Genomic DNA, 24,840 nt, shown 5'->3' on the forward strand with positions numbered 1-24,840 from the left:
CTGAGTCGTTCGAAACAGAGTTATTCATACACACTTGGTGTAATGGAAAAACACACTGATGTTATTATAACAAGCAGGGAATGGTTTTGCAACATGGGATTTATTCCCTATGAATTCCTTTTTGCTTTCATCTCTTCGTCTAGCTTAGCAAAAAATTCTTCATTCGACTTCGTTTGCTTCAGCTTACGTAAAAATTTATCCACAAAGTCAGGTGTATCCGACATTGATTTACGGATCGCCCATAACTTATCCAAATGATCCTTCGGAATAAGTAGCTCTTCCTTACGCGTTCCTGAACGACGGATGTCAATCGCAGGGAAAATACGGCGTTCAGCTAGACCACGATCCAGGTGAAGCTCCATATTACCGGTTCCTTTAAATTCTTCATAGATCACATCATCCATACGAGATCCTGTGTCCACAAGCGCTGTTGCAAGGATGGTTAAGCTTCCACCTTCCTCAATGTTACGCGCCGCACCGAAGAATCGCTTCGGACGGTGGAAAGCAGCAGGGTCAATCCCCCCTGATAACGTACGTCCACTTGGAGGAATGACAAGATTGTACGCACGAGCCAGACGAGTAATACTATCCATAAGAATAATAACATCGCGCTTATGCTCCACAAGACGCATCGCACGCTCTAGCACAAGCTCGGCCACTTTAATATGATTTTCAGGCACTTCGTCAAACGTGGAGCTCACCACATCTCCAGCAACTGAACGCTCGATGTCTGTTACCTCTTCCGGACGCTCATCGATTAACAGAACAATCAGCTCTGCTTCTGGATGATTGGTCGTAATGCTATTAGCAATTTGCTTTAATAGCATCGTTTTCCCTGCTTTTGGAGGAGCAACGATCAATCCACGCTGACCAAAACCAACAGGAGAAATCAGGTCCATAATTCTCGTGCTCACATGCTTTGGTGATGTCTCAAGCTTCATTTGACGATCAGGATATAAAGGTGTTAACGCAGGGAAGTGAACACGTTCCTTTGCTGATTCCGGGTCATCGCCATTAACGGCACCAACCTGCAATAGTCCAAAATAACGCTCGTTTTCCTTTGGAGGACGAACCTTACCAGATACTTTATCACCATTTCTCAGGTCAAAACGTCTAATTTGTGAGGCTGAAATATAAATATCCTCTGAACTTGGGGAATAGTTAATAGGTCGTAGGAAACCGAAGCCCTCAGACTGAATGATTTCAAGAACACCTTCCATAAAGAAAAAGCCTTCTGATTCCGCACGTGCTTTTAAAATGGCAAAAATAAGTTCTTTTTTTGTTAGCTTGCTATAATAAGACACTTTAAAGGTCTTTGCTAGCTCATAAAGCTCTTTTAGCTTCATATTTTCCAGGCTTGAAATTGTTAACTCCATTAGTACACCACTCTTTTTACAAAATAAGTTGTTCCACCACAAGCTTTATGATTTTGTTCGATAAAATGGATGGAAAGGATTGAATGTTTGAGGCTTTCTAGAAGTATAAGAAGAGATAGAGAAAGTCATATTCTATAAAGACAAGGCTTTTCTATGTAAGCCTTTTTAAAAAACAATTTCTATTTTACCCTTTTTATTAATTATTAATCAACATTATTTTATAGGGAAGTTATTAGTAAGGAGGATAATTTTAAAAAAGGCAGACGAAAGCAGGTCTGCCTTCTTTCTATTTTTTCTTTATCTATTGTTAAAAGGTTATGCGTTTTTCAGCTGTTCTAGCTCTTCTTTTGTCATCGCTTCACGCCAAATGGTTGCACCAAGTCCATTTAATTTTTCAACAAGATGGCTGTATCCACGGTCAATATGCTCAAGGCCTGTTACTTCTGTAACTCCTTCTGCCATCAACCCGGCGATCACTAAAGCTGCGCCCGCTCGTAAATCACTAGCCTTCACTTTGGCTCCCTGAAGTTTGACAGGTCCGTGAATAATCGCTGAGCGACCTTCGACTTTGATGTTGGCATTCATTCTTCTTAATTCATCGATATGCTTAAAGCGAGCTCCATAAATCGTATCCGTCACCATGCTTGTCCCAACAGCGCTAGTTAACAACGAGGTTAATGGCTGCTGCAAGTCGGTTGGGAAGCCAGGATAAACCAAGGTTTTAATATCAACTGCTTTAAAGGATTCGGCTTTTCCTACAAAGACTTGGTCATCGCTTGTTTCGATCGGTACACCCATTTCACGAAGCTTCGCAATTAACGACTCTAAGTGTTGAGGAATAATATTATCAATTAACAGCCCGTCTCCTACCGCTGCACCAAGAATTAAATACGTACCTGCCTCAATTCGGTCAGGAATAATCGTATGCTGGCAGCCATGAAGCTCGTCCACTCCGTCAATACGAATAACATCTGTTCCGGCACCTTTAATCTTTGCCCCCATATTTGTGAGCAATGTGGCCACGTCAATGATTTCCGGCTCTTTTGCCGCATTTTCAATGATCGTACGCCCTTTCGCACGAACAGCCGCAAGCATGATATTAATGGTTGCACCAACGCTCACCACGTCCAAGTAAATTCTTGCTCCACGAAGCTCGTCCGCACGTAGATAGATCGCGCCCTGTTCATTGGTCACGGTCGCTCCTAGTGCTTCAAAGCCTTTGATATGTTGATCGATCGGTCTTGGCCCTAAATGACAGCCACCAGGCAAGCCAATTACAGCCTTTTTAAAACGACCTAGCATCGCACCCATTAAATAATAGCTTGCACGAAGCTTCTTGACCTTTCCGTTCGGCAAAGGCATAGAGATCATTTCAGAAGGATCCACCCACATTTCATTGTTTGTAAAAGTGACCTTCCCACCGATCTCCTCGAGCAACCCTTGTAAAATCTGAACATCGGAAATATCAGGTAATCCTTCAATCGTTACTGGTGAATCGGCTAAAATGGTCGCTGGAATGAGTGCGACTGCACTGTTTTTGGCACCACTTATACGAACGGTTCCCTTTAAAGGGTCTCCACCGGCAATCATCAGCTTATCCATCGTTGACTCCCTTCTAAGCCATATCAATTCACACAGAATACGTATTATATCTTGTACTGATTTGGCTCATCTTTTTTATTTTTCCATATATGCTTTTACAATAAATCTATACGAGGTATATTCTTCCACTAAAAAAATACAAAAAACGACATATACCACCCTTAATTTATAGTTTACACGAAATTTCAAACTTCATGTATGGAATTATAAAAAAGTTATAAATAGGAAATATGTCCCACTTATTAATTCTCTCTAGTTTTCCAATCAGCTAAAAAGGCTTCAATCCCTTTGTCTGTTAATGGATGATTGAATAATTGCATAATCACTTTGTATGGTATCGTAGCAATATGCGCCCCGCGTAGAGCTGCATCTGTCACGTGTTGCGGATGACGGATCGAAGCAGCAATAATCTCTGTTTCTAACCCATGAACCGCGAAAATATCTGCAATGGTTGAGATTAAATCAAGACCGTTGAAACCGATATCATCTAATCGACCAACAAAAGGAGATACATATGTAGCCCCAGCTCTTGCTGCTAGCAATGCTTGGTTTGCACTAAAAATTAATGTTACGTTTGTCTTGATGCCTTCCTTAGAAAAAGTAGATACCGCTTTTAAACCTTCTGGTGTCATTGGTACTTTAATTGTAATATTTGGAGCAATGGCAGCTAGTTCGCGACCTTCACGAATCATACCTTCTGCATCAAGCGCGATCACTTCTGCACTAACCGAACCTGGAACTAATGCTGTAATCTCACGAAGACGATCTTCAAATGAAACATTTTTTTCTTTTGCAACTAATGATGGATTTGTTGTAACCCCTGCAACAACTCCTAAAGAATACGCTTCTCTAATTTCTTCCATATTTGCTGTATCAATAAAAAATTTCACCTGTTCCACTCTCCCTATTACATTATTCGACTTTTTTTTCAAAATGACATCAATACAATTGAAACCGCCCTTTTCAAGAAAAGGCGGTTTCAACTTATGAAGCAAATAAATTCGATTACGCTCTACCTGAAGAACCGAATTCGCGCATTTTGCCGATAACTGTTTCTTTAATCGCATCGCGAGCTGGTCCTAAGTATTTACGTGGATCGTATTCATCTGGTTTCGCTGCTAACACTTCACGAACCGTTTTTGCAGAAGCAATTTGGTTCTCAGTATTTACATTAATTTTTGCTGTTCCAAAAGAGATTGACTTTTGGATGTCAGCTGTTGGGATTCCAGTTCCACCGTGTAGAACTAATGGTACACCAGTAGCTGCACCGATTTCTTCCATTTCTTTGAAGCCTAGGTTAGGTTCACCTTTGTAAGGACCGTGAACAGAACCAAGTGCTGGAGCCAAGCAATCGATACCAGTACGAGATACTAGTTCTTTACACTCTTGAACATCAGCATAGATAACACCTTCAGCAACAACATCATCCTCTTGTCCGCCAACTGTTCCAAGCTCAGCTTCAACAGAAACACCTTTTGAATGAGCATACTCAACTACTTTTGTTGTAGTTTCGATATTCTCTTCGAAAGGATGGTGAGATGCATCGATCATTACTGATGTAAAACCAGCATCGATTGCTTCTTTACATTTATCAAAGCTTGAACCGTGGTCTAAGTGGATAGCCACAGGCACAGTGATTTTGTAATCTTCTAAAAGACCTTCTACCATTTTTACAACTGTTTTGAAGCCACCCATGTAACGAGCTGCACCTTCAGAAACCCCAAGGATTACTGGAGACTTTTCTGCTTCAGCCGCTTGTAAAATTGCTTGTGTGAACTCAAGGTTGTTCAAGTTGAATTGTCCTACTGCATACCCTTCAGCTTTTGCTTTATTGAGCATGTCTGTCATAGATACTAAAGGCATTCTTCTTCCTCCTATTCATGATGACCTTTTATAGACAGGTTCCCTATTAGAGTTTTCCCTAAACAATTAACGTTATGTAATTTGAGACCCTGACTTTGATTGATCATCCGCTAAATTCATTTGTAATCATACCAAATAAAAATTAGAAATGCTATCAATCTTGGTCACTTTTAGAGGATGTCATAAAATAGATGAAATGCAATCGCTACCATTTGTATATTTTGCCAAAATTTGTGGAAATCAACTATTTTTTACTGGTAAATACTTCTTTACGGCTGCACGAATATCATCAATATCAAATGGCTTGGCAAAATGAGTGAGAGCTCCAAGATCCTTCGCTTCCTGAATCATATCTAGCTCTCCGTAAGCAGTCATAATGATGACACGAATATCTTTTTCAATGACTTTCATTCTTTTTAAAATTTCAATTCCGTCCATGCCAGGAATTTTCATATCTAGTAAAACAAGGTCTGGCGGGTTTTTCGTCACGATCTCTAAAGCTTGTACTCCATTTGCCGCTTGAAATGTTTCGTAGCCTTCCTTTTGAAGCACTTCATTTAACAGAATTCTTATACCAAATTGGTCATCTACTATTAATATTTTGCCTTTCATGAAAAGCCACCCTCTTTTTCTGGATTTTTAATTTTTTGTATGTAAATAAACGATTAGGACTATCCACCTTCATGTAGTTCGATACACTACTTAATTTCTCCTGCTAACATTTTACATCAAAATCATATAAATTTTTACAGTTTGTGATTTTACCTTCCTTGTCCGTTTCTTTTATAATATATGAAGATTACGATTTGGAGGCCATTTATGTTAAAAATGTTCACAACCCAACTGACTGGATTATTAAAAAAAATCCAAGATAAAGAAGACCTTTCCATCGAGGATGGCGCAAGACTTCTTGCCCAAGCACTTATTGGAGATGGTCATATATTTATTTATGCTGCAGACGAGTTGACTGCCGTTCAAGCGGAAGCCATTCATAGCAAGGAACCTTTACAACGCGCTCGTGTTCTTGAGGGTTTGGCACAACTGGATCAGGTGACAGTTGCTGACCGTGTACTGATTTTGGCTAGAACCACTCACGATGACCGCGCAGTCGCTATTGGGAAAGCTCTTGAAGAAAAGGGAATTCCGTTTGTATCGGTTGCTACTTTAGATGAAGGTGAGGGAGAACCACTGAATGATATCGCTCACGCTCATATCGACCTTCAATTAAAAAAAGGACTGCTTCCCGATGAGGAAGGAAACCGCTATGGCTACCCCGCATCCATGGCCGCCCTATACGTTTATTATGGATTAAAATTTACGATTGATGAAATTATGGAAGAGTACTGATAGAAAAGCGGAAGCGACTTGGTCAGCCCCGACAGGCACAAGACGAACCACGTAAGGGTCCGCACTTATCTTTTGGAGATCAGGTTAAGCAACCGAGCTGAGAAATAGACGGAGAAATTCCGCTTAATTAGTAATTCTTATTAAAAAAGGCTTAAATAAACGGAGAGATTCCGCCTATTGGCTCAAAAAAATGGAAAATAGGAGATTTTGCTTTGCGTAAGCGGAAAACCTCCCCTTATTTACCCCAAAACCAGGCTCCTTTTTGCATCTAACCGGAAATTCTCCGCTTATTTTACTCATGCTGGGTACCTGCTTAAGGACAAAACATCTTATTTATAAAGGAGTGAGGTTTTATATAAATTTTGTTTTTGTATTCATAATAAATAAACTCGCCAATTTTACTATGGCGAGTTTTACTTTTTTATATACCCACAATGATGTTAACATCCGCGGGAGGCTTTCCATATTAGTTTTTAGACTTCAATGAAGCTTCAACAAAATCTCTGAACAATGGTTGAGGTCTTGTTGGTCTTGAGATGAACTCTGGGTGGAATTGAGAAGCAACGAACCATGGGTGGTCTGCAAGCTCAATGATTTCCACTAAGCGACCATCTGGACTAGTACCAGAGAAGATGAAGCCTGCTTGCTCCATTTCTTGACGGAACTGGTTGTTGAACTCATAACGGTGACGGTGACGCTCGTACACCACTTCATCATTGTAAGCAGCAAATGCTTTTGTGTTTTCTTCCAGCTTACATGGGAAGATACCAAGGCGCAGTGTTCCACCAAGATCTTCGATATCTTTTTGCTCTGGTAGAAGGTCAATGATTGGGTATTTTGTTTCAGGGTTAATTTCCGCAGAGTTCGCATCAGCGTGACCAAGCACATTACGCGCAAATTCAACAGAAGCCAACTGCATACCCAAACAAATTCCAAGGAAAGGTACTTTGTTTTCACGAGCATATTTAATCGTCGTGATTTTCCCTTCAATACCACGATCCCCGAAACCACCAGGAACAAGAATTCCATCCACATCAGAAAGAAGTTCACGTGCATTTTCTTCATTTACTTCTTCTGCGTTAATCCACTTAATATCAATATCTGAATCAAATGCAAATCCAGCATGCTTTAATGATTCCACAACAGAAATATACGCATCTTGAAGTTCCACGTATTTACCAACTAGTGCTATACGAGTGGTTTTTGACAGATTGCGAACTTTATCTAGTAATGCTAACCATTCAGTCATTTCTGGTTCTGGACTTTGAAGCTTCAAGTGATCACAAACGATTTGATCCATTTTTTGCTCTTGAAGTGCGATTGGTACGGCATACAATGTGTCTGCATCTTGGCACTCAATAACGGCCTTCGAATCGATATCACAGAATAAAGCAATTTTGTCCTTCATGTCTTGTGATACTGGCATTTCTGTACGAACAACGATAATGTTTGGCTGAATTCCTAAGCTACGAAGCTCTTTTACACTGTGCTGAGTTGGCTTGGTTTTCATTTCACCAGCTGCTTTAATGTAAGGAATTAGTGTACAGTGGATGTACATTACGTTATCACGACCGATATCACTCTTAATTTGGCGGATTGCTTCTAGGAATGGTAGTGATTCGATATCCCCAACTGTTCCACCAATCTCCGTGATAACCACGTCCGCACCTGTTTCACGACCAGCACGGAATACGCGCTCTTTAATTTCGTTTGTGATATGCGGAATAACCTGTACCGTTCCACCTAAATAATCTCCACGGCGCTCTTTCTTTAATACCGTTGAGTAAATTTTCCCAGTTGTCACGTTGTTGTACTTGGTAAGGTTAATGTCGATGAAACGCTCGTAGTGACCTAAGTCAAGATCCGTTTCAGCACCATCACCTGTTACGAATACTTCACCGTGTTGGTACGGACTCATTGTCCCTGGATCCACGTTAATATATGGATCAAATTTTTGAATCGTTACGCTTAAGCCGCGATTTTTTAATAATCGTCCTAAAGACGCTGCTGTGATTCCTTTTCCTAAAGAAGAAACCACTCCACCTGTTACGAAAATATACTTTGTCATCTGTAATCCCCCTCTAAATAAGTTTGTGCATATTTTTTAAATATCAATCCATTACATTGGCAAGGGGATAAAACGATTTTTGAAGACCGATTTTCACACCTATAAAAAATAAAAACGCCCCTCCTGCTAGAAATAGCAAGGGGAGCGTGAAATTACGTTTCGATTGTTCCTTTTTAAGGAGCCCAAAAAGTATTCTACCTACAGCTCTGTAAAAAGTCAAGTCGAGATCCTACAAAATTCGACTTAAAGCTTCTCGTCGTCCTCATCATCAAAATCATCTTCTTCATCGTCTTCATCTTCATCCAGATCGAATTCCTCATCATCTTCGAGAATGTCTTCATCATCGTCTTCTAAATCTTCATCAATGTCATCATCTACAAGATCATCATCGTCGTCTTCGTCATCGAAGTCATCATCCACATCATCGTAATCGAGCTCTTCTTCCTCTAACTCGTCATACTCTTCAATGTCAAGATCCTCGTCCTCATCGACCACTTTCTTCGCCTTTTTCTTCTTCGGCTTCACGGCTGTTACATGTTCTTCTTCGGTTTGGTCAACTGGATACCAAACGCGAAGACCCCAGCGATTTTCACCGATTGTCATAAAGCGTCCATCTATATTTAAATCTGTATAAAATTGAGCAATTCTCGCTCTCACTTCATCTTCTGTTAATCCACGTAGTTCTGTAATTTCATCCATTAATTCTTTAAAAGAGACCGGCTGTTTCTTTTCCTTAAGCAATTCAAACGCAATCTCAATTAAGGACATTTCTTGCAATTCTTCTTGAGTAACTTGTTTCAAACTCAATATTTGCACTTCCTTTCGCTATGTAAAACACGACAAATAAAATATGTACACAATTATTGCATATTCTTCATTATAAACAAAATATGAACCTTTATGCTAGTTCTATCTAATCGATACCAAACTTTTTAGTACTTGCCCTCGCTTTTCTGCCTTTTTTTCTCCTTAACAAACAATCTGACCGCTAAATAGAAGAAAAAAAAGGCCAATAGAAAGAAAGGGATGGCACCAAGCTGCAATGAGTATAGATAAATAGCAGAAACAACAGTAAGAATAACAGCAATAAATTGAAGAAGTTGTTTCAATTATCTCACTTCCCGTGAAAATGGTTAGGTCCTTTGTTTGAAAAAGAACTTTCAATCTTCTTCTATTATAGTAAAAATTAGGACATTTTAGGTATGAGTTATGTAAAAAAAGTGTAAAGAGCAAAGAGAAAGCGTTAGCTTTCACTTTGCTCTTTTTCCTACATATTCCGTCTATACTGCCCGCCCACCTCATACAACGCACGGGTAATTTGACCGAGGCTTGCTACTTTTACTGTTTCCATTAGTTCCTCGAAAATATTGCCGTTGTTGACGGCTGTTTGTTTTAGTTTTTGCAACGCTGCAGCGATTTTGTCTTTGTTTCGCTCTTGGAATTCTCGTAAATTTTGAATTTGTAGTTCTTTTTCTTCTTTTGTTGCTCGTGCCAGCTCCATATTGTCTGTTTCTTCTTCTGACGGAGGATTCGGATTCAAGTACGTGTTGACGCCGATGATCGGTAGCTCCCCTGTATGCTTTTTCATTTCATAATACATCGATTCGTCTTGGATTTTCCCGCGCTGGTATTGTGTCTCCATCGCACCGAGTACTCCCCCACGGTCATTCAATCGCTCGAATTCTTGAAGAACCATTTCCTCCACCAAGTCCGTAAGCTCCTCCACAATAAATGAGCCTTGAAGAGGATTTTCATTTTTCGATAAGCCATGCTCTTTTGTAATAATCATTTGAATCGCCATCGCACGACGCACTGACTCTTCTGTCGGGGTCGTAATTGCTTCATCGTATGCATTCGTATGAAGCGAATTACAGTTATCCTGAAGAGCCATTAGGGCTTGAAGCGTGGTGCGGATATCGTTAAAATCAATTTCCTGTGCATGAAGGGAGCGCCCGCTAGTTTGGACATGATACTTCAGCTTTTGACTTCGCTCATTCGCCCCGTACTTCTCTCTCATCACGGTCGCCCAAATACGACGGGCCACACGTCCAATTACCGTATATTCAGGATCAAGTCCGTTAGAGAAAAAGAAGGACAAATTCGGAGCAAAATCATCAATATGCATACCACGGCTTAAGTAGTACTCCACATACGTCAATCCATTGGCAAGTGTAAAGGCCAGCTGAGAAATAGGATTGGCCCCAGCTTCAGCGATATGATAACCAGAAATCGAAACGGAATAATAGTTACGCACTTTATGATCAATAAAATATTGCTGAATATCTCCCATCATTCGAAGCGCAAACTCTGTTGAGAAAATACATGTATTCTGCCCTTGATCTTCTTTTAAAATATCGGCTTGAACCGTGCCTCTCACCGTTGAAAGAGTGGCGGTTTTGACATGAGTCCATTCTTCAAGTGTAAGTGGTCGACCTAGTTCCTGCTCCTTTATTTCCACTTGCTGTTCAATGGCTGTATTCATAAACATCGCCAAAATAATCGGAGCCGGACCGTTAATCGTCATCGACACAGATGTGGAAGGATGGCATAAATCAAAGCCATCATACAGCTTTTTCATATCGTCTAACGTACAGATGCTTACACCGCTTTCCCCAACTTTTCCGTAAATATCTGGGCGATAATCCGGATCTTCTCCATACAAAGTGACTGAGTCAAACGCCGTACTCAAGCGCTTCGCATCGTCATCCTTTGAGAGATAATGAAAGCGGCGATTTGTCCGTTCTGGTGTTCCTTCCCCTGCGAACTGACGCTTCGGGTCTTCCCCCTCACGCTTAAATGGAAACACTCCTGCAGTGTATGGAAATTCACCTGGAACATTCTCTTTGTACACCCAGCGAATAATTTCTCCATAATCCTTGTATTTCGGTAGTACCACCTTCGGAATCAATAAGCCGGACAAGCTTTTGGTTTTTAAAATCGTTACGATTTCCTTGTCGCGGATTTTGGTCACAAAGTGGTCGGAGCTATAGAGCTTTTGTTTTTCTTCCCAAGAAGATAACACCTTTTTGGTTTCGGCAGTAAGCTTTGCCTCCACCCCAGCCTTGAGTTCCTCTAACGCCTTAATTACTTCTTGACCTGCACTTATTTCTTCAATAGCAGCAAGCGTCCCTTCTATTTGAAAAAGCTTTCGAGCAAGATTCGCCTGTTCCTCCGATTTTTTATGGTAACCTCGAACCGCATCTGAGATTTCACGTAAATAGTAGCGGCGATCCGTAGGAATAATGACGCTCTGCTTTTCTACAAGAGCATTTTTGGAAAAAGTGGTCAGTAATGATGAGCCCGTTTTTTCATTTAATGTCTCAATCAATGCCGCAAACAGAGCATTTGTGCCCGAATCATTGAACTGGCTTGCAATCGTTCCGTATACCGGCATCTCATCCAGCTCTTTTTCAAAAAGCATGCGGCTTCGCTGATACTGCTTTTGCACTTGTCGAAGTGCATCTTCAGATCCTTTTCGTTCAAACTTATTGATCACGATTAAATCCGCGTAATCAATCATGTCTATTTTTTCAAGCTGTGATGGAGCTCCAAACTCACTCGTCATAACGTACATAGAGACATCACAAATCTCCGCGATCTCTGCATCCCCTTGGCCAATCCCACTTGTTTCTACGATGATGAGATCAAAGCCAGCCGCCTTGACCACCGCAATCGCGTCTTGAATAGCAAGCGATAGCTCGGTCTTTGATTGTCTGGTCGCTAAGCTTCGCATATATACTCTCGGGGAAAAAATGGCATTCATTCGGATTCGGTCCCCGAGCAGTGCTCCCCCCGTTTTTTGCTTGGTTGGGTCAACCGAGAGTACCGCGACCTTTTGCTCCGGTACTTCATTAATAAAGCGACGAATCAGTTCATCGGTTAACGAGCTTTTTCCCGCACCACCTGTCCCTGTAATCCCGAGGACAGGAACCGATTTTTGCCGTGCCTTGACCTGCTGCATCACGGTTTCTACCGCAGCGGCACTTTCTTTATTAGCGCCCACCTGCTGCTCGGCAAACGTGATCAGCTTGGCTGTCGCAATCGTGTCACCCGAATCTAACTTTGAAAGATACGTATCCACCTCTGACGTAATAGTTGGATAATCGCACTCCTCTAGCATACGATCAATCATTCCCTGCAGTCCAAGCAATCGCCCATCCTCAGGTGAGAAGATGCGTGCAATGCCATACTGATGAAGTTCCTTAATTTCACGAGGAATAATTACCCCACCTCCACCGCCATAAATACGGATATGAGTGGCACCCTTTTCCTTTAGAAGATCATACATGTACTTAAAGTACTCCACATGTCCTCCTTGGTATGAGGAAATCGCAATTCCTTGAACATCCTCTTGAATCGCCGCATTCACCACTTCTTCAACCGAGCGGTTATGGCCCAAGTGGATCACTTCAGCTCCACTTGCCTGTAATATCCTTCTCATAATATTTATGGAGGCATCATGTCCGTCAAACAAGCTAGACGCGGTGACAAATCGGATATGATGCTTATGTGTATATGTTGGTTTCTTATTCATTGTTCTCCTCCCATCCTCGTTATGCCTGAAAACAATAGCTCTGTTTGAAGGGTGATGTATTCCTCAAGCGTGTAGAGCTTTTGGAGTGCCCAGCGTCTGAATCCCCACATTTGCCCTTGAACAAAAATATTATGAGCAATCATTTTCACCTGTTTTTCAGTCAGATTGATTTCCCCATTTTCCACACAGCGGGCAATCACATCCTCAAACATTGCTACCATTTCCATTTCTTTTCTTAGTACATATGGAAGAGCATCCTTGTTCAGCGATTTTGCCTCCTGGTACATAACGAGCACTTCTGATTGAAGCTCATCCATGACGCGAAAATAGTTGGCAATTCCTCGCTCCAAGCTTTGTAACGTTCCCTTTTTCGTATCTAAATCCTTTTGCAACCGCTCCTGCACTTCGTCATAAATATGATCACAGACTAGGTACAACACATCCTCCTTCGTCCGTATATACTCATACAAGGTGCCAATGCTAAAGCCGGATGCTTTCGCAATTTCTCTAGTTGTAGTGCGATGAAAGCCCTTCTCTTTAAAAAGCGCAACCGCCCCTTTAATCATCTGGTCACGCCTTTTCACGACGAGCTGTTCATCCTTCACAGAGGCATGAACTTCTCTTTTTTTCATCGATTTTTCTACCCCTTTAGAGATTAGTTGGTTTTGTATGGCTGGGTTTTGTTAGCTTCGGTTTTTGTGGTTGGAATTTTGTTCACCTAAGGATTTGGTTTGGTTACCACGAGATGTTAATTTTTTGGAGAACGGGAAGCTAACTGCTACTTGGGTTCCCATTGCTGCTTTTTTTCAGGTCCACGGGAACCTAACCAGCACTTTGGTTACCAGCGCGGCCCTTTTTTTAGGCCCACGGGAACCTAACAGGCACTTTGGTTACCAGCATTGCTCTTTTTTAAATCCCACGGGAACCTAACAGGCACTTTGGTTACCAGCTCTGCTCTTTTTTTAGGCCCATGGGAACCTAACCAGCACTTTGGTTACCAGCGCTGCTCTTTTTTTAGGCTCATGGGAACCTAACAGACACTTTGGTTACCATCCCGGCTCTTTTTTTAGGATCACTGGAACCTAACAGACACTTTGGTTACCGCAGCCCCTGTAATTTTTAACACACGGGCATCAAACAGGAACTTAAGTGCCCGTGCAGCTCATTTTTTCGCTCGCATAGGCACTCAACCTCGATTTCAATTCCCATGAAGCCTTTTTTCCTCCCCCTCGGGCACTCAATTAACAAAAAGCCACTTATCAAAAACCAACCCCCATTTCCTCTTTCTTATTTCGTAATCATCCGCGAAATTACGAGTCTTTGGATTTCCTGTGTTCCTTCATAAATTTGTGTGATTTTTGCGTCACGCATATATCGTTCTACCGGATAATCCTTTGTGTATCCATAGCCCCCAAAGATTTGGACCGCTTCTGTTGTTACTTTCATGGCCGTGTCACCGGCAAACAACTTGGACATTGCGGATTCTTTTCCGTATGGAAGACCTTCCGACTCTAGCCAGGCCGCTTGATAGGTTAATAATCTAGCAGCTTCAATGCTGGTCGCCATATCCGCTAGCTTAAAGCCGACGCCTTGCTGCTGTGCAATTGGCTTTCCGAACTGAACACGTTCTTTGGCATAATCGGTTGCTGCATCCAGTGCACCTTGTGCAATTCCGACAGCTTGAGCCGCAATTCCGTTACGCCCACCATCAAGCGTCATCATCGCAATTTTAAACCCTTCTCCCTCTGCCCCGAGCATGTTAGCTGCAGGTACACGGCAGTCTTCGAAAATGATCTCTGTTGTTGGTGACGAACGAATGCCGAGCTTTTTCTCCTTTTTCCCGACCGAAAAGCCTGGTGTATCACTCTCAACAATAAAGGCCGAGGTTCCTTTATGTTTTTGTGTGGCATCAGTTACCGCAAAAACCACATAAATATCAGCAATACCGCCGTTCGTGATAAAGATTTTGGAGCCGTTTAAAATAAAATCATCACCATCTCGACGTGCCGTTGTTTTCATGCCACCTGCATCAGACCCGCTGCCAGGTTCGGTTAACCCGTAACCGCCGATTTTTTCACCTAATGCCATGGGACGCAAAAACTTTTGCTTTTGCTCTTCACTACCAAACTTATATATAGGCCAGCCTGCTAAAGAGGTATGAGCGGACAGCGTCACACCAGTTGAGGCACATACGCGAGATAACTCTTCCACCGCGATACAATAGGCTAAATAATCACTGCCAATACCACCGTACTCTTCAGGCCAAGGAATCCCCGTTAAACCGAGCTCTGCCATTTTATCGAAAATCTCGCGATCAAATCGTTCTTCTTCATCTCTTTCTGCGGCAGTTGGTGCCACTTCATTTCTCGCAAAGTCACGAACCATCTTACGAATCATTTCATGTTCTTCTGACAATTTGAAATTCATCTTGTTCCCCTCGCTTTTTCAAAGTCTATAAATGCTTGCTAATAACGATGCGTTGAATTTCGCTCGTTCCTTCGTAGATTTCGGTCACTTTTGCATCTCGGAAAAAACGCTCAACTGGGTAATCCTCTGTATAGCCATATCCACCAAACACTTGAATGGCCTCCGTTGTTACCTCCATCGCTGTTTTGGAGGCAAATAATTTGGCCATCGAAGCCTCTTTTCCACATGGTTGCCCTAAGGAACGAAGCTCGGCTGCTCGATAGATTAATAGTTTAGAAGCTTCAATATTCGTTGCCATATCAGCTAATTTAAAGCCGATTCCTTGCTGATGGGAGATCGGCTTTCCAAACTGGATACGCTGTTTCGCATAGTCGACAGCTGCCTCATAGGCTGCTTCGGCAATTCCAAGCGCTTGGGCTGCAATGCCGATTCTTCCAACATCCAAATTGCCAAGTGCGATTTTCAAGCCTTGGCCTTCTTCGCCTAGTAAGTTTTCTTCTGGCACCTGCATATCCTCAAATGTAAGCTGAACCGTTCTTGACCCGTGCAATCCCATCTTATGCTCGTCTTTCCCAATCACAAGTCCTGGTGTATCTTTTTCAACGATAATGGCCGAAATTCCCTTATCCTCGATTAAGGCAAACACAATATAAATATCTGCTTCTCCACCATTTGTAATAAACACTTTCGAACCGTTGATCACATAATGATTCTCTTTTTTGACGGCACGTGATTTTAAACCCGCAGCGTCAGAGCCCGCACTTGGCTCGGTTAAGCAGAAGGCGCCCAAGTATTCCCCACTTGCGAGCTTTGGGACGTACCTTTTCTTTTGCGCTTCATTACCAAAATAAAGAATTGGGTTCGTGCCAACCGATGTATGCACCGAGAGAATCACACCGATCGTGGCACTGACTTTTGAAAGCTCGTGAATCGCGATGATATATGAGGTGAAATCCATCTCCGCTCCACCGTACTGTTCAGGAACAGGGATCCCCATGAGGCCGAGTTCTCCCATTTGCTTAAGGATGCCTCTTGGAAACTCCCCTTGTTCCATTTTTTCAATAAATGGACTGATCTCGGTTCGGGCAAAATCCTGAACCATCTTTCTCATCATCTGCTGTTCTTCCGTCCATCGTAAATCCATATCATTTCCTCCTGGAATCGGGGTAGTTAACTATACTCATAAAACCCGCGGCCTGATTTCCTTCCGAGCCAGCCAGCTTTTACGTATTTTCTGAGCAATGGGCATGGGCGATATTTGCTGTCGCCAAAGCCTTCGTAGAGAGTTTCCATAATATACAGACAAGTATCGAGCCCGATAAAGTCGGCCAAGGTGAGTGGTCCCATTGGATGGTTCATCCCAAGCTTCATGACCTCATCGATCGCTTCCTTCGTGGCTACTCCTTCATAAAGCGTATAGATGGCTTCGTTAATCATCGGCATGAGAATTCGGTTGGATACGAACCCAGGGTAATCATTCACTTCAACTGGCACTTTTCCAATCGTTTTTGTCATCCCTTCGATCAGTTCATACACCTCGTCATCCGTTGCCAGACCACGGATGATTTCTACGAGCTTCATCACTGGAACAGGATTCATAAAGTGCATTCCGATGACTTTTTCCGGCCTTGAGGTTGCTGCCGCAATTTCTGTAATCGGTAGTGAGGAAGTGTTGCTCGCAAGGATTGCGTGATCAGGAGCGATTTTATCGAGCTCACGGAAAATCTTTGTTTTGACCTCCATGTTTTCCACTGCTGCTTCAATCACTAGGTCCACACCACTTGCGTTATGCAAATCAGTGGAAGGCTGGATGTAGGCTAAAATCACTTCCATCTGGTCTTGTGTCATTTTTCCTTTATCTACTTGACGCGCTAGGTTTTTCCGGATCACCCCAAGTCCACGTAAACAATAGTCTTCGTTTAGATCATGCAATAAACAATCGTAACCCGCTTGGGCACACACTTGAGCAATTCCAGCTCCCATCTGGCCAGCACCAATAACCATTACCTTTTTGATTTCCATCTTATCCCCCTTTTCTACCATTAGAGTTCTTAAAAAAGGGGACATTCCGTACAAGACGATCGGAAATCCCCCCATAAAAATTCTACTGTTTTGGCACCTCAATCATAATCGCATCTCCTTGCCCTCCACCTGAGCAAATCGCTGCTACACCGATTCCACCGCCACGTCTCTTTAACTCGTACATTAACGTAATGATGATTCTTGCCCCACTCGCACCGATCGGATGACCAATCGCTACGGCTCCACCATTTACATTGACCTTTTCATGATCAAGTCCAGCAATTTCTGCACTTGCTAAAGCAACCGCTGCAAAGGCTTCGTTGATTTCAAACAAATCAATTTCCTCGACTGATTTACCCGTTTTCTTTACCAATTCGTTAATCACGATTCCAGGCGTTTTCGGGAAATCCTTTGCTTCTACCGCGACAGCTGCCTGCCCGATAATATAAGCTTCTGGTGTTCTTCCTTCCCGAGCCGCTCGTTCTTCACTCATCAACACTAGTGCTGCAGCTCCATCATTCACTCCTGGTGCATTTCCGGCTGTGATTGTTCCGTCTGAGTTAAACACTGGTGCAAGCTTAGACAGCTTTTCCATGCTAGTATCTTTTCTCGGTGACTCATCAGTTGACACCACAAGTGGTTCGCCTTTTCGCTGTGGAACTCGAACCGCTACCATTTCTTCGGCTAAAACACCAGATTCGATTGCTTGAACGGTACGCTGGTGGCTTCGAAGCGCCCATTGATCCTGCTCCTCGCGCGAAAGCTCCATTTCCTTTGCCACACCATTTCCGTATGTTCCCATATGAACACCCGTAAACGTACAAGTTAGTCCGTCATACACCATTAAATCCTTTACGGACGAATCGCCCATTCGTAATCCCCAACGAGCTTTTGGAAGAAAATAAGGAGCGTTGCTCATCGACTCCATTCCTCCGGCAACGATGACTTCTTCATCACCTAAACGGATGATTTGATCTCCTAACGTCACACTTCGCATCCCAGAAGCACAAACCTTATTGATCGTTTCTGTTTTCACATTCCATGGAAGTCCTGCCTTTTGAGCTGCTTGTCGTGATGGAATCTGACCCTGCCCCCCTTGCAGAACCGTTCCAAAAATCACTTCATCCACTTTTTCTGCTTCTACTCCTGCACGACCAAGTGCTTCCTTGATCACCAATCCCCCTAAATCAGATGCTGTAAATGCGCTTAAGCTTCCGCCCATTTTTCCAAAAGGTGTACGAACTCCGCTTAAAATAACTGTTTTCCCCATGTTACTCTCCCCTTTTTCGTATTCATTTGTTTGGATTCTTTCTTTGTGTGATTCATTCTGTGATGTGACTGAACGCTCGCTCAGTATGTGAGGTGGAAAAAAGGAGAATTTGAATTTCTCCTTTGAAGGTAATTTAATTTGTAAGCGCTTTATTGTCTTCTTTTATTTTACTATCAAAATAGTTAGAATAGAAATAATTTACATAAAAATCATGCAAATTATTTCTATCCTCTTTACGACACGATTTGTGCCTCTCCAATAACGGCTTTTTCTAGTAGCTCTGCCACGTCATACGTTGATACCGTTTCTTCGACTTCCTTTGCCTTTGTTCCATCTGAAAGCATGGTGAGGCAATACGGACAGCCTGATGAAATAACAGACGGTTTAACGGCTAATGCTTGCTCAGTTCTTGCTACATTGATACGATGGCCCGTTTCTTCTTCCATCCACATCAAGCCACCACCAGCTCCACAGCACATTCCCGTGTCTCTATTTCGAGCCATTTCTACGAGTGTGACGCCTGGAATGGCTTTTAATATATCGCGTGGTGCATCATACACCTCATTGTAGCGTCCTAAATAACAAGAATCGTGGAAGGTGATCGTTTCGTTCACTTCGAACTTCGGTTTTAGTCTTCCATCCTTCACAAGCTCAGCAAGTAGCTCGGTATGATGGTACACTTCCGCTTTTAATCCGAAGTCAGGGTATTCATTTTTGAATGTATTATACGCATGAGGATCAATCGTCACGATCTTCTTTACTTCGCTCTTCTCAAATTCCTCAATATTCTTTGTCGCAAGCTCTTGGAATACAAACTCATTTCCTAGACGTCTTGCGGTGTCACCGGAGTTCTTTTCCTTGCTTCCTAATATCGCAAACTTCACACCTGCTTCATTTAAAAGCTTCGCAAAGGACAAAGCAATTTTTTGACTGCGGTTGTCATAAGAGCCCATTGACCCCACCCAGAACAAGTACTCAAACTCTTCTCCAGACTTTTTCATTTCTTTTACCGTTGGAATGAGAACATCTTCTCTCTCCGTGCGCCAGTTTTCACGCTCTTTGCGATTTAGTCCCCAAGGATTTCCTTGACGTTCGATGTTTTGCATCGCTCTTTGAGCATCGGCATCCATTTTTCCTTCTGTTAAAACCAGATAACGACGAAGGTCAATAATTTTATCGACATGTTCATTCATGACCGGACATTGATCTTCACAGTTTCGGCAAGTAGTACAAGCCCAAATTTCTTCCTCTGTTATCACATCTCCGATCAAGCTTGGACTGTAAGCTAGACTTGCCGCAGACTCCTGAACCCCTTTTCCAGCAGCTGCTAATGCGATTTGATTTCCTTTTGTATTGGAAAAAGCAAAGGTCGGAACCCATGGTTGCTTTTGCGTAATGGCTGCCCCATGATTGGTTAAGTGATCGCGCATTTTTACAATCAAGTCCATCGGTGACAGCATCTTTCCTGTCCCTGTTGCTGGACACATATTCGTACAGCGTCCGCATTCTACACACGCGTATAAGTCAATGAGCTGATGCTGAGTGAAATCTTCAATTTTCCCCACACCGAAGGTTTCTTGTGTTTCGTCTTCAAAATCAATCTTGGTTAATTTCCCTGGCTTTTCTAAGCGATTAAAATACACATTCGCTGGACCTGCAATCAAGTGCGCGTGCTTGGACTGTGGAACATACACAAGAAATGCTAGCAGGAACAAAAGATGAATCCACCAAGCCACATAGAAAATCGCGATGGAAGCTGTTTCTCCTATCCAAGAAAAAGCTAGGCTCACTAATGAGGCAATTGGCTCTGTCCATGAGGCTTCATGAGCATGCCAGATGAGACTCATTCCATTTCCAAGTAGTACAGAAAGCATTAATCCACCGATAAAAATTAACACGAGTCCCGATTTAAAATTCCGTTTCAAACGAACCAATTTTTCTACATATCGACGATGAAACGCCCAAAAAACCGCCACTAATATCATTAAGGTGACCATTTCCTGAAAAAACGTAAATCCTGGATACAGAGGTCCTAGTGGCAAGTGCGCACCTGGTACAAGACCTTTAATAATAAAATCGATCGCCCCAAATTGAACAAGAATAAATCCGTAAAAAAACATCACATGAATCATTCCGCTTTTCTTATCCTTTAACAGCTTTTTTTGCCCGAATACATTAACCCAAATCTTATCGAGCCTTTCCTTCACTCGGGATTCAAACTCCACCTTCTTCCCAAGCTTTATGTACTCGATTCTCGTTTTGACTACATAAACAAACAGACTAACTGCGTAAGCGGTTACAATTAGAAAAGCAATCAAGTTGATCCAAAGCATGGCGTTCATCTTCTCTACCCCTTTCTGGCTTACTTGAACTCCCCTTCAAGCAGCACAGGTTTTGCGTGAAAATGTGTAATTTTCTGAATTGTATCTACTCCTATTATATAATGAATGAGCATTCAGTCAATGTTTTTTTATCGCAACTTTCTGTCTTCATAGAAAGAACACTTACAGGAGATACTACAACGTACGATCACTCCCGAACCAATGGGGTATCCTTTAGAAGGGAGAGAATTTGATGAAGGTTATCGGTTTCATTCTACTTGCTTTCGTACTCATCCTATTGCTATTGTATGTCGACTTTGTACTTGGCAGAAGACAACATTTATCTTCTATTTATCGAAAAAGTTATCCGATGAGGCAAAGTCATATTGATGTGTTTACAAGAGGAGATGCCCTCTTCACGGACTTATTTTCAGAAATCGAACATGCAAACGAGCATATCCATGTTCTTTTTTATATATTAAAAGATGATCCATATGGCCGTAGGTTTCTTCAAATTTTAAAAAACAAAGCATTAGAAGGAGTGGAAGTTAGACTGCTCCTCGATTGGGCAGGATGCTTTAGTGTTCCACGTAAAATTGTAAATGAAGCCAAACAAGCCGGCATTCACTTTTCGTATAGCCATAAACCGAAATTTCCTTTTCTCTTTTACCGTTCACAAGTTCGAAATCACCGAAAAATTACAGTCATTGATGGAAAGCTTGGCTATATTGGTGGTTTCAATGTCGGAAAAGAGTATTTAAATGAGGATCCAAAGCTGAACCCTTGGCGTGACTATCATTTAAAAGTTATGGGTGAAGGGGTTCATGATCTACAACGTGAGTTCTTAAAGGACTGGGAAGAGGAGACGCAGGAACATCTTCTGAGTATTCCTACTTATTTTCCTGAACCAGTTTCAGGACCAATTCGTCACCAAATTATCCCTTCAGAAGGGTTTTATCTCGAAGAAACCTTCTCCGGAATGATTCGAGGGGCTGAGACATCGATTCACATCGGTTCTCCTTATTTCATCCCTAGCAAGCGCATCTTTCAAGATTTATTGGCTGCATTGGATCGCGGTGTGGAAGTGACTATCCTTGTACCGCAAACTCCTGACCACGCGTTTGTGAGAGAGGCCTCGTTTCCTTATTTGCGCACGCTTATTTCTAAAGGGGCGAATGTCTACGGTTATGCCAAAGGCTTTTACCATGCAAAAATCCTTATCATTGATGACCGGATTTGTGATTCTGGTTCAGCCAACTTTGACAAAAGGAGCTTCTTTTTAAATCATGAAATTAACTGCTATATGTATGATCCAGACATCATCTCACTTATGAAAAATATTTATGAAACGGATGTAAAAGATGGAAAAAAATTATCCCTTCATGATTTGAACCATTTAAGCTTCAAGCAAAAAATAATGGAGTGGATCGCACGCCCTATTTCCTATTTTCTTTAGTTAGGAGTTCATAAAACAATGAAAATTCGCTTCGGCTATGTATCGACGGCCCTTTCTCTTTGGGAGGCATCGCCTGCAAGAGCCCTGACCTTTACCCGGTATAAGCAGCTTCCCGCTTCCGAACGCGAGGAAAAACTAATGGCTGTCACGGGTGAAAATATCTTTAATACGTTACGAATGGTTTGCTATAATATCGCTCACGGCATTCAAGTGTATCGCTTATCAAGCTCGATTGCCCCGCTTTCTACTCATCCAGAGGTGAACTGGGACTTTGTCACCCCGTTTCGAAAGGAGTGGCAGGAGCTTGGCGATTTAATTCGAAGACATCAGATGCGTGTAAGCTTTCACCCAAACCAATATACTTTGTTCACCTCTCCTCGTGAAGAAGTAACAAAGAATGCGGTGATTGATATGGACTATCATTACAGAATGCTAGAAGCAATGGGAGTGGAAAAAGAAGGGGTCCTCAATATTCATGTCGGAGGGGCCTACGGGGACAAAACACAGTCACTAAAACGATTTCACGAAAACATCCAATCTCTCCCCTCCCATATCAAAGAGGTCACCACCTTAGAGAATGATGATAAAACGTACACAACCGAGGAGACCCTTTCTGTATGTCAGAAAGAGGGCATTCGTCTGGTTTTTGATTATCACCATCATATGGCCAATTTGAGTGAAGAGCCTCTCGATACTCTGCTACCAAAAGTTTTTCAAACATGGGAAGGTTGTTCTTTAAAACCGAAGATCCATATTTCTTCCCCGAAGTCGGAAAAAATGTACCGAGCACATGCTGACTATGTGGATTTGGAATATATCATGCCCTTGATCGACCTTCTCCGTTCCATGAATGTGGATGTTGACTTTATGATTGAAGCAAAGGCGAAGGATATGGCATGCCTCAAACTCGTAGAAGACATTAGCCGCATTCGGGGGGTGAAACGAGTGGGTGGGGCTGCGATTGAATGGAAATGACCCATTTTTTCGGTTGGGGGTTCAGATTAAGCACCCGAGCTGTTAAATAGCCGGAGAGATTCCGCTTAACTAGAAATTATTCTTTAAAAACGCTTAAATAAACGGAGAAATTCCGCCTATGGGCTCGAAAAATTCAAAAATGGGGGATTTTGCTTTGCATAAGCGGAAAACCTCCCCCTATTTCCCTCGAAATGAGCTCCATTCTGCATATAACGGAAAAATCTCCGCTTATTAAGGACAAGACTTTCAGGCTTCCCTTATTTTCCAAAACTTTGCAGCCATGGAGTTAACTGCTCAAACACTTTAAAACCTAAATAGATTCCAACAATTCCAGTGATACCTGCTAAAGCAGGTGGTGCCGGAATGGGCAGACGAAAGAGTGCAAAAATAAACCCGACGAAAAAACCCGTTACTAAAGATAAAAGGACAAGCTTCATAGTACCCCTCCAAAAATCATCCGTATACCTTAAAGCATTCCCCACAAAGCTATTTTATACTTCGATTTTTGCTCTTCTTGATTGCTCAATAATCTCCGCTATCTTGTTTGTCGCCTCTAAAATCGAATCGCTGCAAACAAAAATTTCCGGGTTCTCATAGTCCCCTACTTTATTGCCGTAGCGCGGATCATAATAATGCTCCATTAACAGTCTGATAAGGGGCATATACTCTCTTTCTTCCACACATCTTAGGAGCTCCATTTGAATATCAAATGATTTTATTCTCTTAATAATCATCTTTAAAGCAAGCTCAACACGTTCATGAAAAGCATCTGAGTGCTCATAAGGCTTCACGTACTGCTCATAAATTCGTTCCATTCGTTTTTCAATGGAGGAATAGACGGTAATATGAAGTCCTTTCAATTTTTTCTCGGCTAACTCTGTTGGCTGCACAGCATGTCCAATTCGTTTGCTCTCTCCTTCCATAATGAAATATGGAGAGCCTTTGAGTTTCTTTAAATCTTCAAAAAGAAGAGCATCAAACATCTTTTGGTTATGTGGAACTTCCCCACCAATCGAGCCAAACACCGACCCCTTATGGTTTGCGTACTTTTCTAAATCGAGCACGGGATATCCTGCCGTTTTTAGATGCTGAAGAATGTCCGTTTTCCCTGTTCCCGTCATCCCGGTAATGACCACTGATTCAGCAGGAATTAAGTCAGAGAGATGCTCCACCACATGCTCACGATAGGCACGGTAGCCCCCCTCAATCCTCCTAACATGAAGCCCAGCCAGTGTGGCAAATGTGGCAACGGATTGGCTTCTCATTCCACCTCTCCAGCAGTACACCATGGGCTCGCGACCAGACTCTTCAATCTCCTGAATTCGTGCAAGCATATCAGGAATTTTTGGACTAACAATCTCCATCGCCTTCCATTTGGCTTCCTTTTGGCCTTCTTGCTTATAAAGGGTTCCAATCAATGCCCGCTCTTCATTTGTAAAAAGAGGAATATTGACCGACCCAGGAATATGGCTATCAGCGAACTCACCTGGTGACCGTACATCGATCGTCGTATAGCGATGTTTATTTTCTAAAAACTTTTCAACTGAACAGTCTCTAATCATGTCTTCCTCCACCTTTA

Annotated in this window: 20 protein-coding genes; 3 read left to right on the forward strand and 17 right to left on the reverse strand. The window is 42.3% G+C overall.

The window, feature by feature from the left end; all coding sequences use genetic code 11:
* Positions 1 to 107: 107 nt before the first annotated feature.
* From rho to MKX65_RS23390, 5 genes are all read right to left on the reverse strand, one after another.
* Complete coding sequence (rho, locus tag MKX65_RS23370) at positions 108 to 1,376, reverse strand: transcription termination factor Rho (RefSeq protein ID WP_160545872.1); 1,269 nt, start codon at positions 1,374 to 1,376, stop codon at positions 108 to 110.
* A gap of 315 nt (positions 1,377 to 1,691) precedes the next feature.
* Positions 1,692 to 2,978, reverse strand: a complete 1,287-nt coding sequence (locus MKX65_RS23375) for a UDP-N-acetylglucosamine 1-carboxyvinyltransferase (RefSeq protein WP_160545873.1) — start codon at positions 2,976 to 2,978, stop codon at positions 1,692 to 1,694.
* A gap of 242 nt (positions 2,979 to 3,220) precedes the next feature.
* Positions 3,221 to 3,868, reverse strand: coding sequence for a fructose-6-phosphate aldolase (gene fsa, locus MKX65_RS23380; protein WP_340905956.1), 648 nt, complete (start codon positions 3,866 to 3,868; stop codon positions 3,221 to 3,223).
* Between the two features lie 115 nt (positions 3,869 to 3,983).
* Complete coding sequence (locus MKX65_RS23385; protein WP_160545874.1) at positions 3,984 to 4,841, reverse strand: class II fructose-bisphosphate aldolase; 858 nt, start codon at positions 4,839 to 4,841, stop codon at positions 3,984 to 3,986.
* 240 nt (positions 4,842 to 5,081) lie between these two features.
* A complete protein-coding gene (locus tag MKX65_RS23390) occupies positions 5,082 to 5,453 on the reverse strand; it encodes a response regulator (protein ID WP_119710273.1) in 372 nt (123 codons plus the stop codon).
* Positions 5,454 to 5,660: 207 nt separating this feature from the next.
* Here MKX65_RS23390 and MKX65_RS23395 point away from each other — a divergent pair, with 207 nt between their 5' ends.
* Entirely contained in the window at positions 5,661 to 6,188 is a 528-nt protein-coding gene (locus MKX65_RS23395; RefSeq protein WP_340905958.1) for a DUF2529 domain-containing protein, read from the forward strand.
* Between the two features lie 466 nt (positions 6,189 to 6,654).
* Here the strand turns inward: MKX65_RS23395 and MKX65_RS23400 are convergent, their stop codons facing one another.
* The 10 genes from MKX65_RS23400 to MKX65_RS23445 form a co-directional block, all read right to left on the reverse strand.
* Positions 6,655 to 8,256 carry a CTP synthase gene (locus MKX65_RS23400; protein ID WP_340905959.1) on the reverse strand — a complete coding sequence of 534 codons (1,602 nt, stop codon included), beginning with the start codon at positions 8,254 to 8,256 and terminating at the stop codon, positions 6,655 to 6,657.
* A 243-nt stretch (positions 8,257 to 8,499) separates the two neighbouring features.
* Positions 8,500 to 9,063 carry a DNA-directed RNA polymerase subunit delta gene (gene rpoE / locus MKX65_RS23405; RefSeq protein ID WP_340905960.1) on the reverse strand — a complete coding sequence of 188 codons (564 nt, stop codon included), beginning with the start codon at positions 9,061 to 9,063 and terminating at the stop codon, positions 8,500 to 8,502.
* 125 nt (positions 9,064 to 9,188) lie between these two features.
* On the reverse strand, positions 9,189 to 9,365 hold the full coding sequence (locus tag MKX65_RS23410; protein WP_251520529.1) for a hypothetical protein: 177 nt from the start codon (positions 9,363 to 9,365) through the stop codon (positions 9,189 to 9,191).
* 158 nt (positions 9,366 to 9,523) lie between these two features.
* On the reverse strand, positions 9,524 to 12,790 hold the full coding sequence (gene icmF / locus MKX65_RS23415; protein WP_160545878.1) for a fused isobutyryl-CoA mutase/GTPase IcmF: 3,267 nt from the start codon (positions 12,788 to 12,790) through the stop codon (positions 9,524 to 9,526).
* Complete coding sequence (locus tag MKX65_RS23420) at positions 12,787 to 13,422, reverse strand: TetR/AcrR family transcriptional regulator (protein ID WP_119710278.1); 636 nt, start codon at positions 13,420 to 13,422, stop codon at positions 12,787 to 12,789. The genes icmF and MKX65_RS23420 overlap by 4 nt, the downstream gene beginning before the upstream one ends.
* A 655-nt stretch (positions 13,423 to 14,077) precedes the next feature.
* The gene (locus MKX65_RS23425) at positions 14,078 to 15,217 is read right to left on the reverse strand and encodes an acyl-CoA dehydrogenase (RefSeq protein ID WP_340905964.1); all 1,140 of its coding nucleotides are present in this window, start codon (positions 15,215 to 15,217) and stop codon (positions 14,078 to 14,080) included.
* A 25-nt stretch (positions 15,218 to 15,242) separates the two neighbouring features.
* Positions 15,243 to 16,361, reverse strand: coding sequence for an acyl-CoA dehydrogenase (locus tag MKX65_RS23430; protein WP_340905967.1), 1,119 nt, complete (start codon positions 16,359 to 16,361; stop codon positions 15,243 to 15,245).
* Positions 16,362 to 16,387: 26 nt separating this feature from the next.
* The gene (locus tag MKX65_RS23435) at positions 16,388 to 17,239 is read right to left on the reverse strand and encodes a 3-hydroxybutyryl-CoA dehydrogenase (protein ID WP_340905969.1); all 852 of its coding nucleotides are present in this window, start codon (positions 17,237 to 17,239) and stop codon (positions 16,388 to 16,390) included.
* 82 nt (positions 17,240 to 17,321) lie between these two features.
* Complete coding sequence (locus tag MKX65_RS23440; RefSeq protein ID WP_160545882.1) at positions 17,322 to 18,509, reverse strand: acetyl-CoA C-acetyltransferase; 1,188 nt, start codon at positions 18,507 to 18,509, stop codon at positions 17,322 to 17,324.
* A gap of 233 nt (positions 18,510 to 18,742) precedes the next feature.
* Positions 18,743 to 20,851: a heterodisulfide reductase-related iron-sulfur binding cluster gene (locus MKX65_RS23445; RefSeq protein ID WP_340905971.1), complete on the reverse strand. Its 2,109-nt coding sequence runs from the start codon at positions 20,849 to 20,851 to the stop codon at positions 18,743 to 18,745.
* A 232-nt stretch (positions 20,852 to 21,083) separates the two neighbouring features.
* On the opposite strand from MKX65_RS23445, the gene cls reads away from it, so the two are divergent.
* Both cls and uvsE read left to right on the forward strand, forming a co-directional pair.
* Positions 21,084 to 22,286, forward strand: coding sequence for a cardiolipin synthase (gene cls / locus MKX65_RS23450; RefSeq protein ID WP_160545884.1), 1,203 nt, complete (start codon positions 21,084 to 21,086; stop codon positions 22,284 to 22,286).
* Positions 22,287 to 22,304: 18 nt separating this feature from the next.
* The gene (gene uvsE / locus MKX65_RS23455) at positions 22,305 to 23,261 is read left to right on the forward strand and encodes a UV DNA damage repair endonuclease UvsE (protein WP_340905973.1); all 957 of its coding nucleotides are present in this window, start codon (positions 22,305 to 22,307) and stop codon (positions 23,259 to 23,261) included.
* A 257-nt stretch (positions 23,262 to 23,518) separates the two neighbouring features.
* Here the strand turns inward: uvsE and MKX65_RS23460 are convergent, their stop codons facing one another.
* Positions 23,519 to 23,698, reverse strand: coding sequence for a XapX domain-containing protein (locus tag MKX65_RS23460; RefSeq protein WP_160545886.1), 180 nt, complete (start codon positions 23,696 to 23,698; stop codon positions 23,519 to 23,521).
* 54 nt (positions 23,699 to 23,752) lie between these two features.
* The gene (gene mnmH, locus MKX65_RS23465; RefSeq protein ID WP_340905976.1) at positions 23,753 to 24,823 is read right to left on the reverse strand and encodes a tRNA 2-selenouridine(34) synthase MnmH; all 1,071 of its coding nucleotides are present in this window, start codon (positions 24,821 to 24,823) and stop codon (positions 23,753 to 23,755) included.
* Positions 24,824 to 24,840 lie beyond the last annotated feature (17 nt).

The sequence above is a fragment of the Robertmurraya sp. FSL R5-0851 genome (genome assembly GCF_038002965.1).
GTDB classification, from domain to species: domain Bacteria; phylum Bacillota; class Bacilli; order Bacillales; family Cytobacillaceae; genus Robertmurraya_A; species Robertmurraya_A beringensis.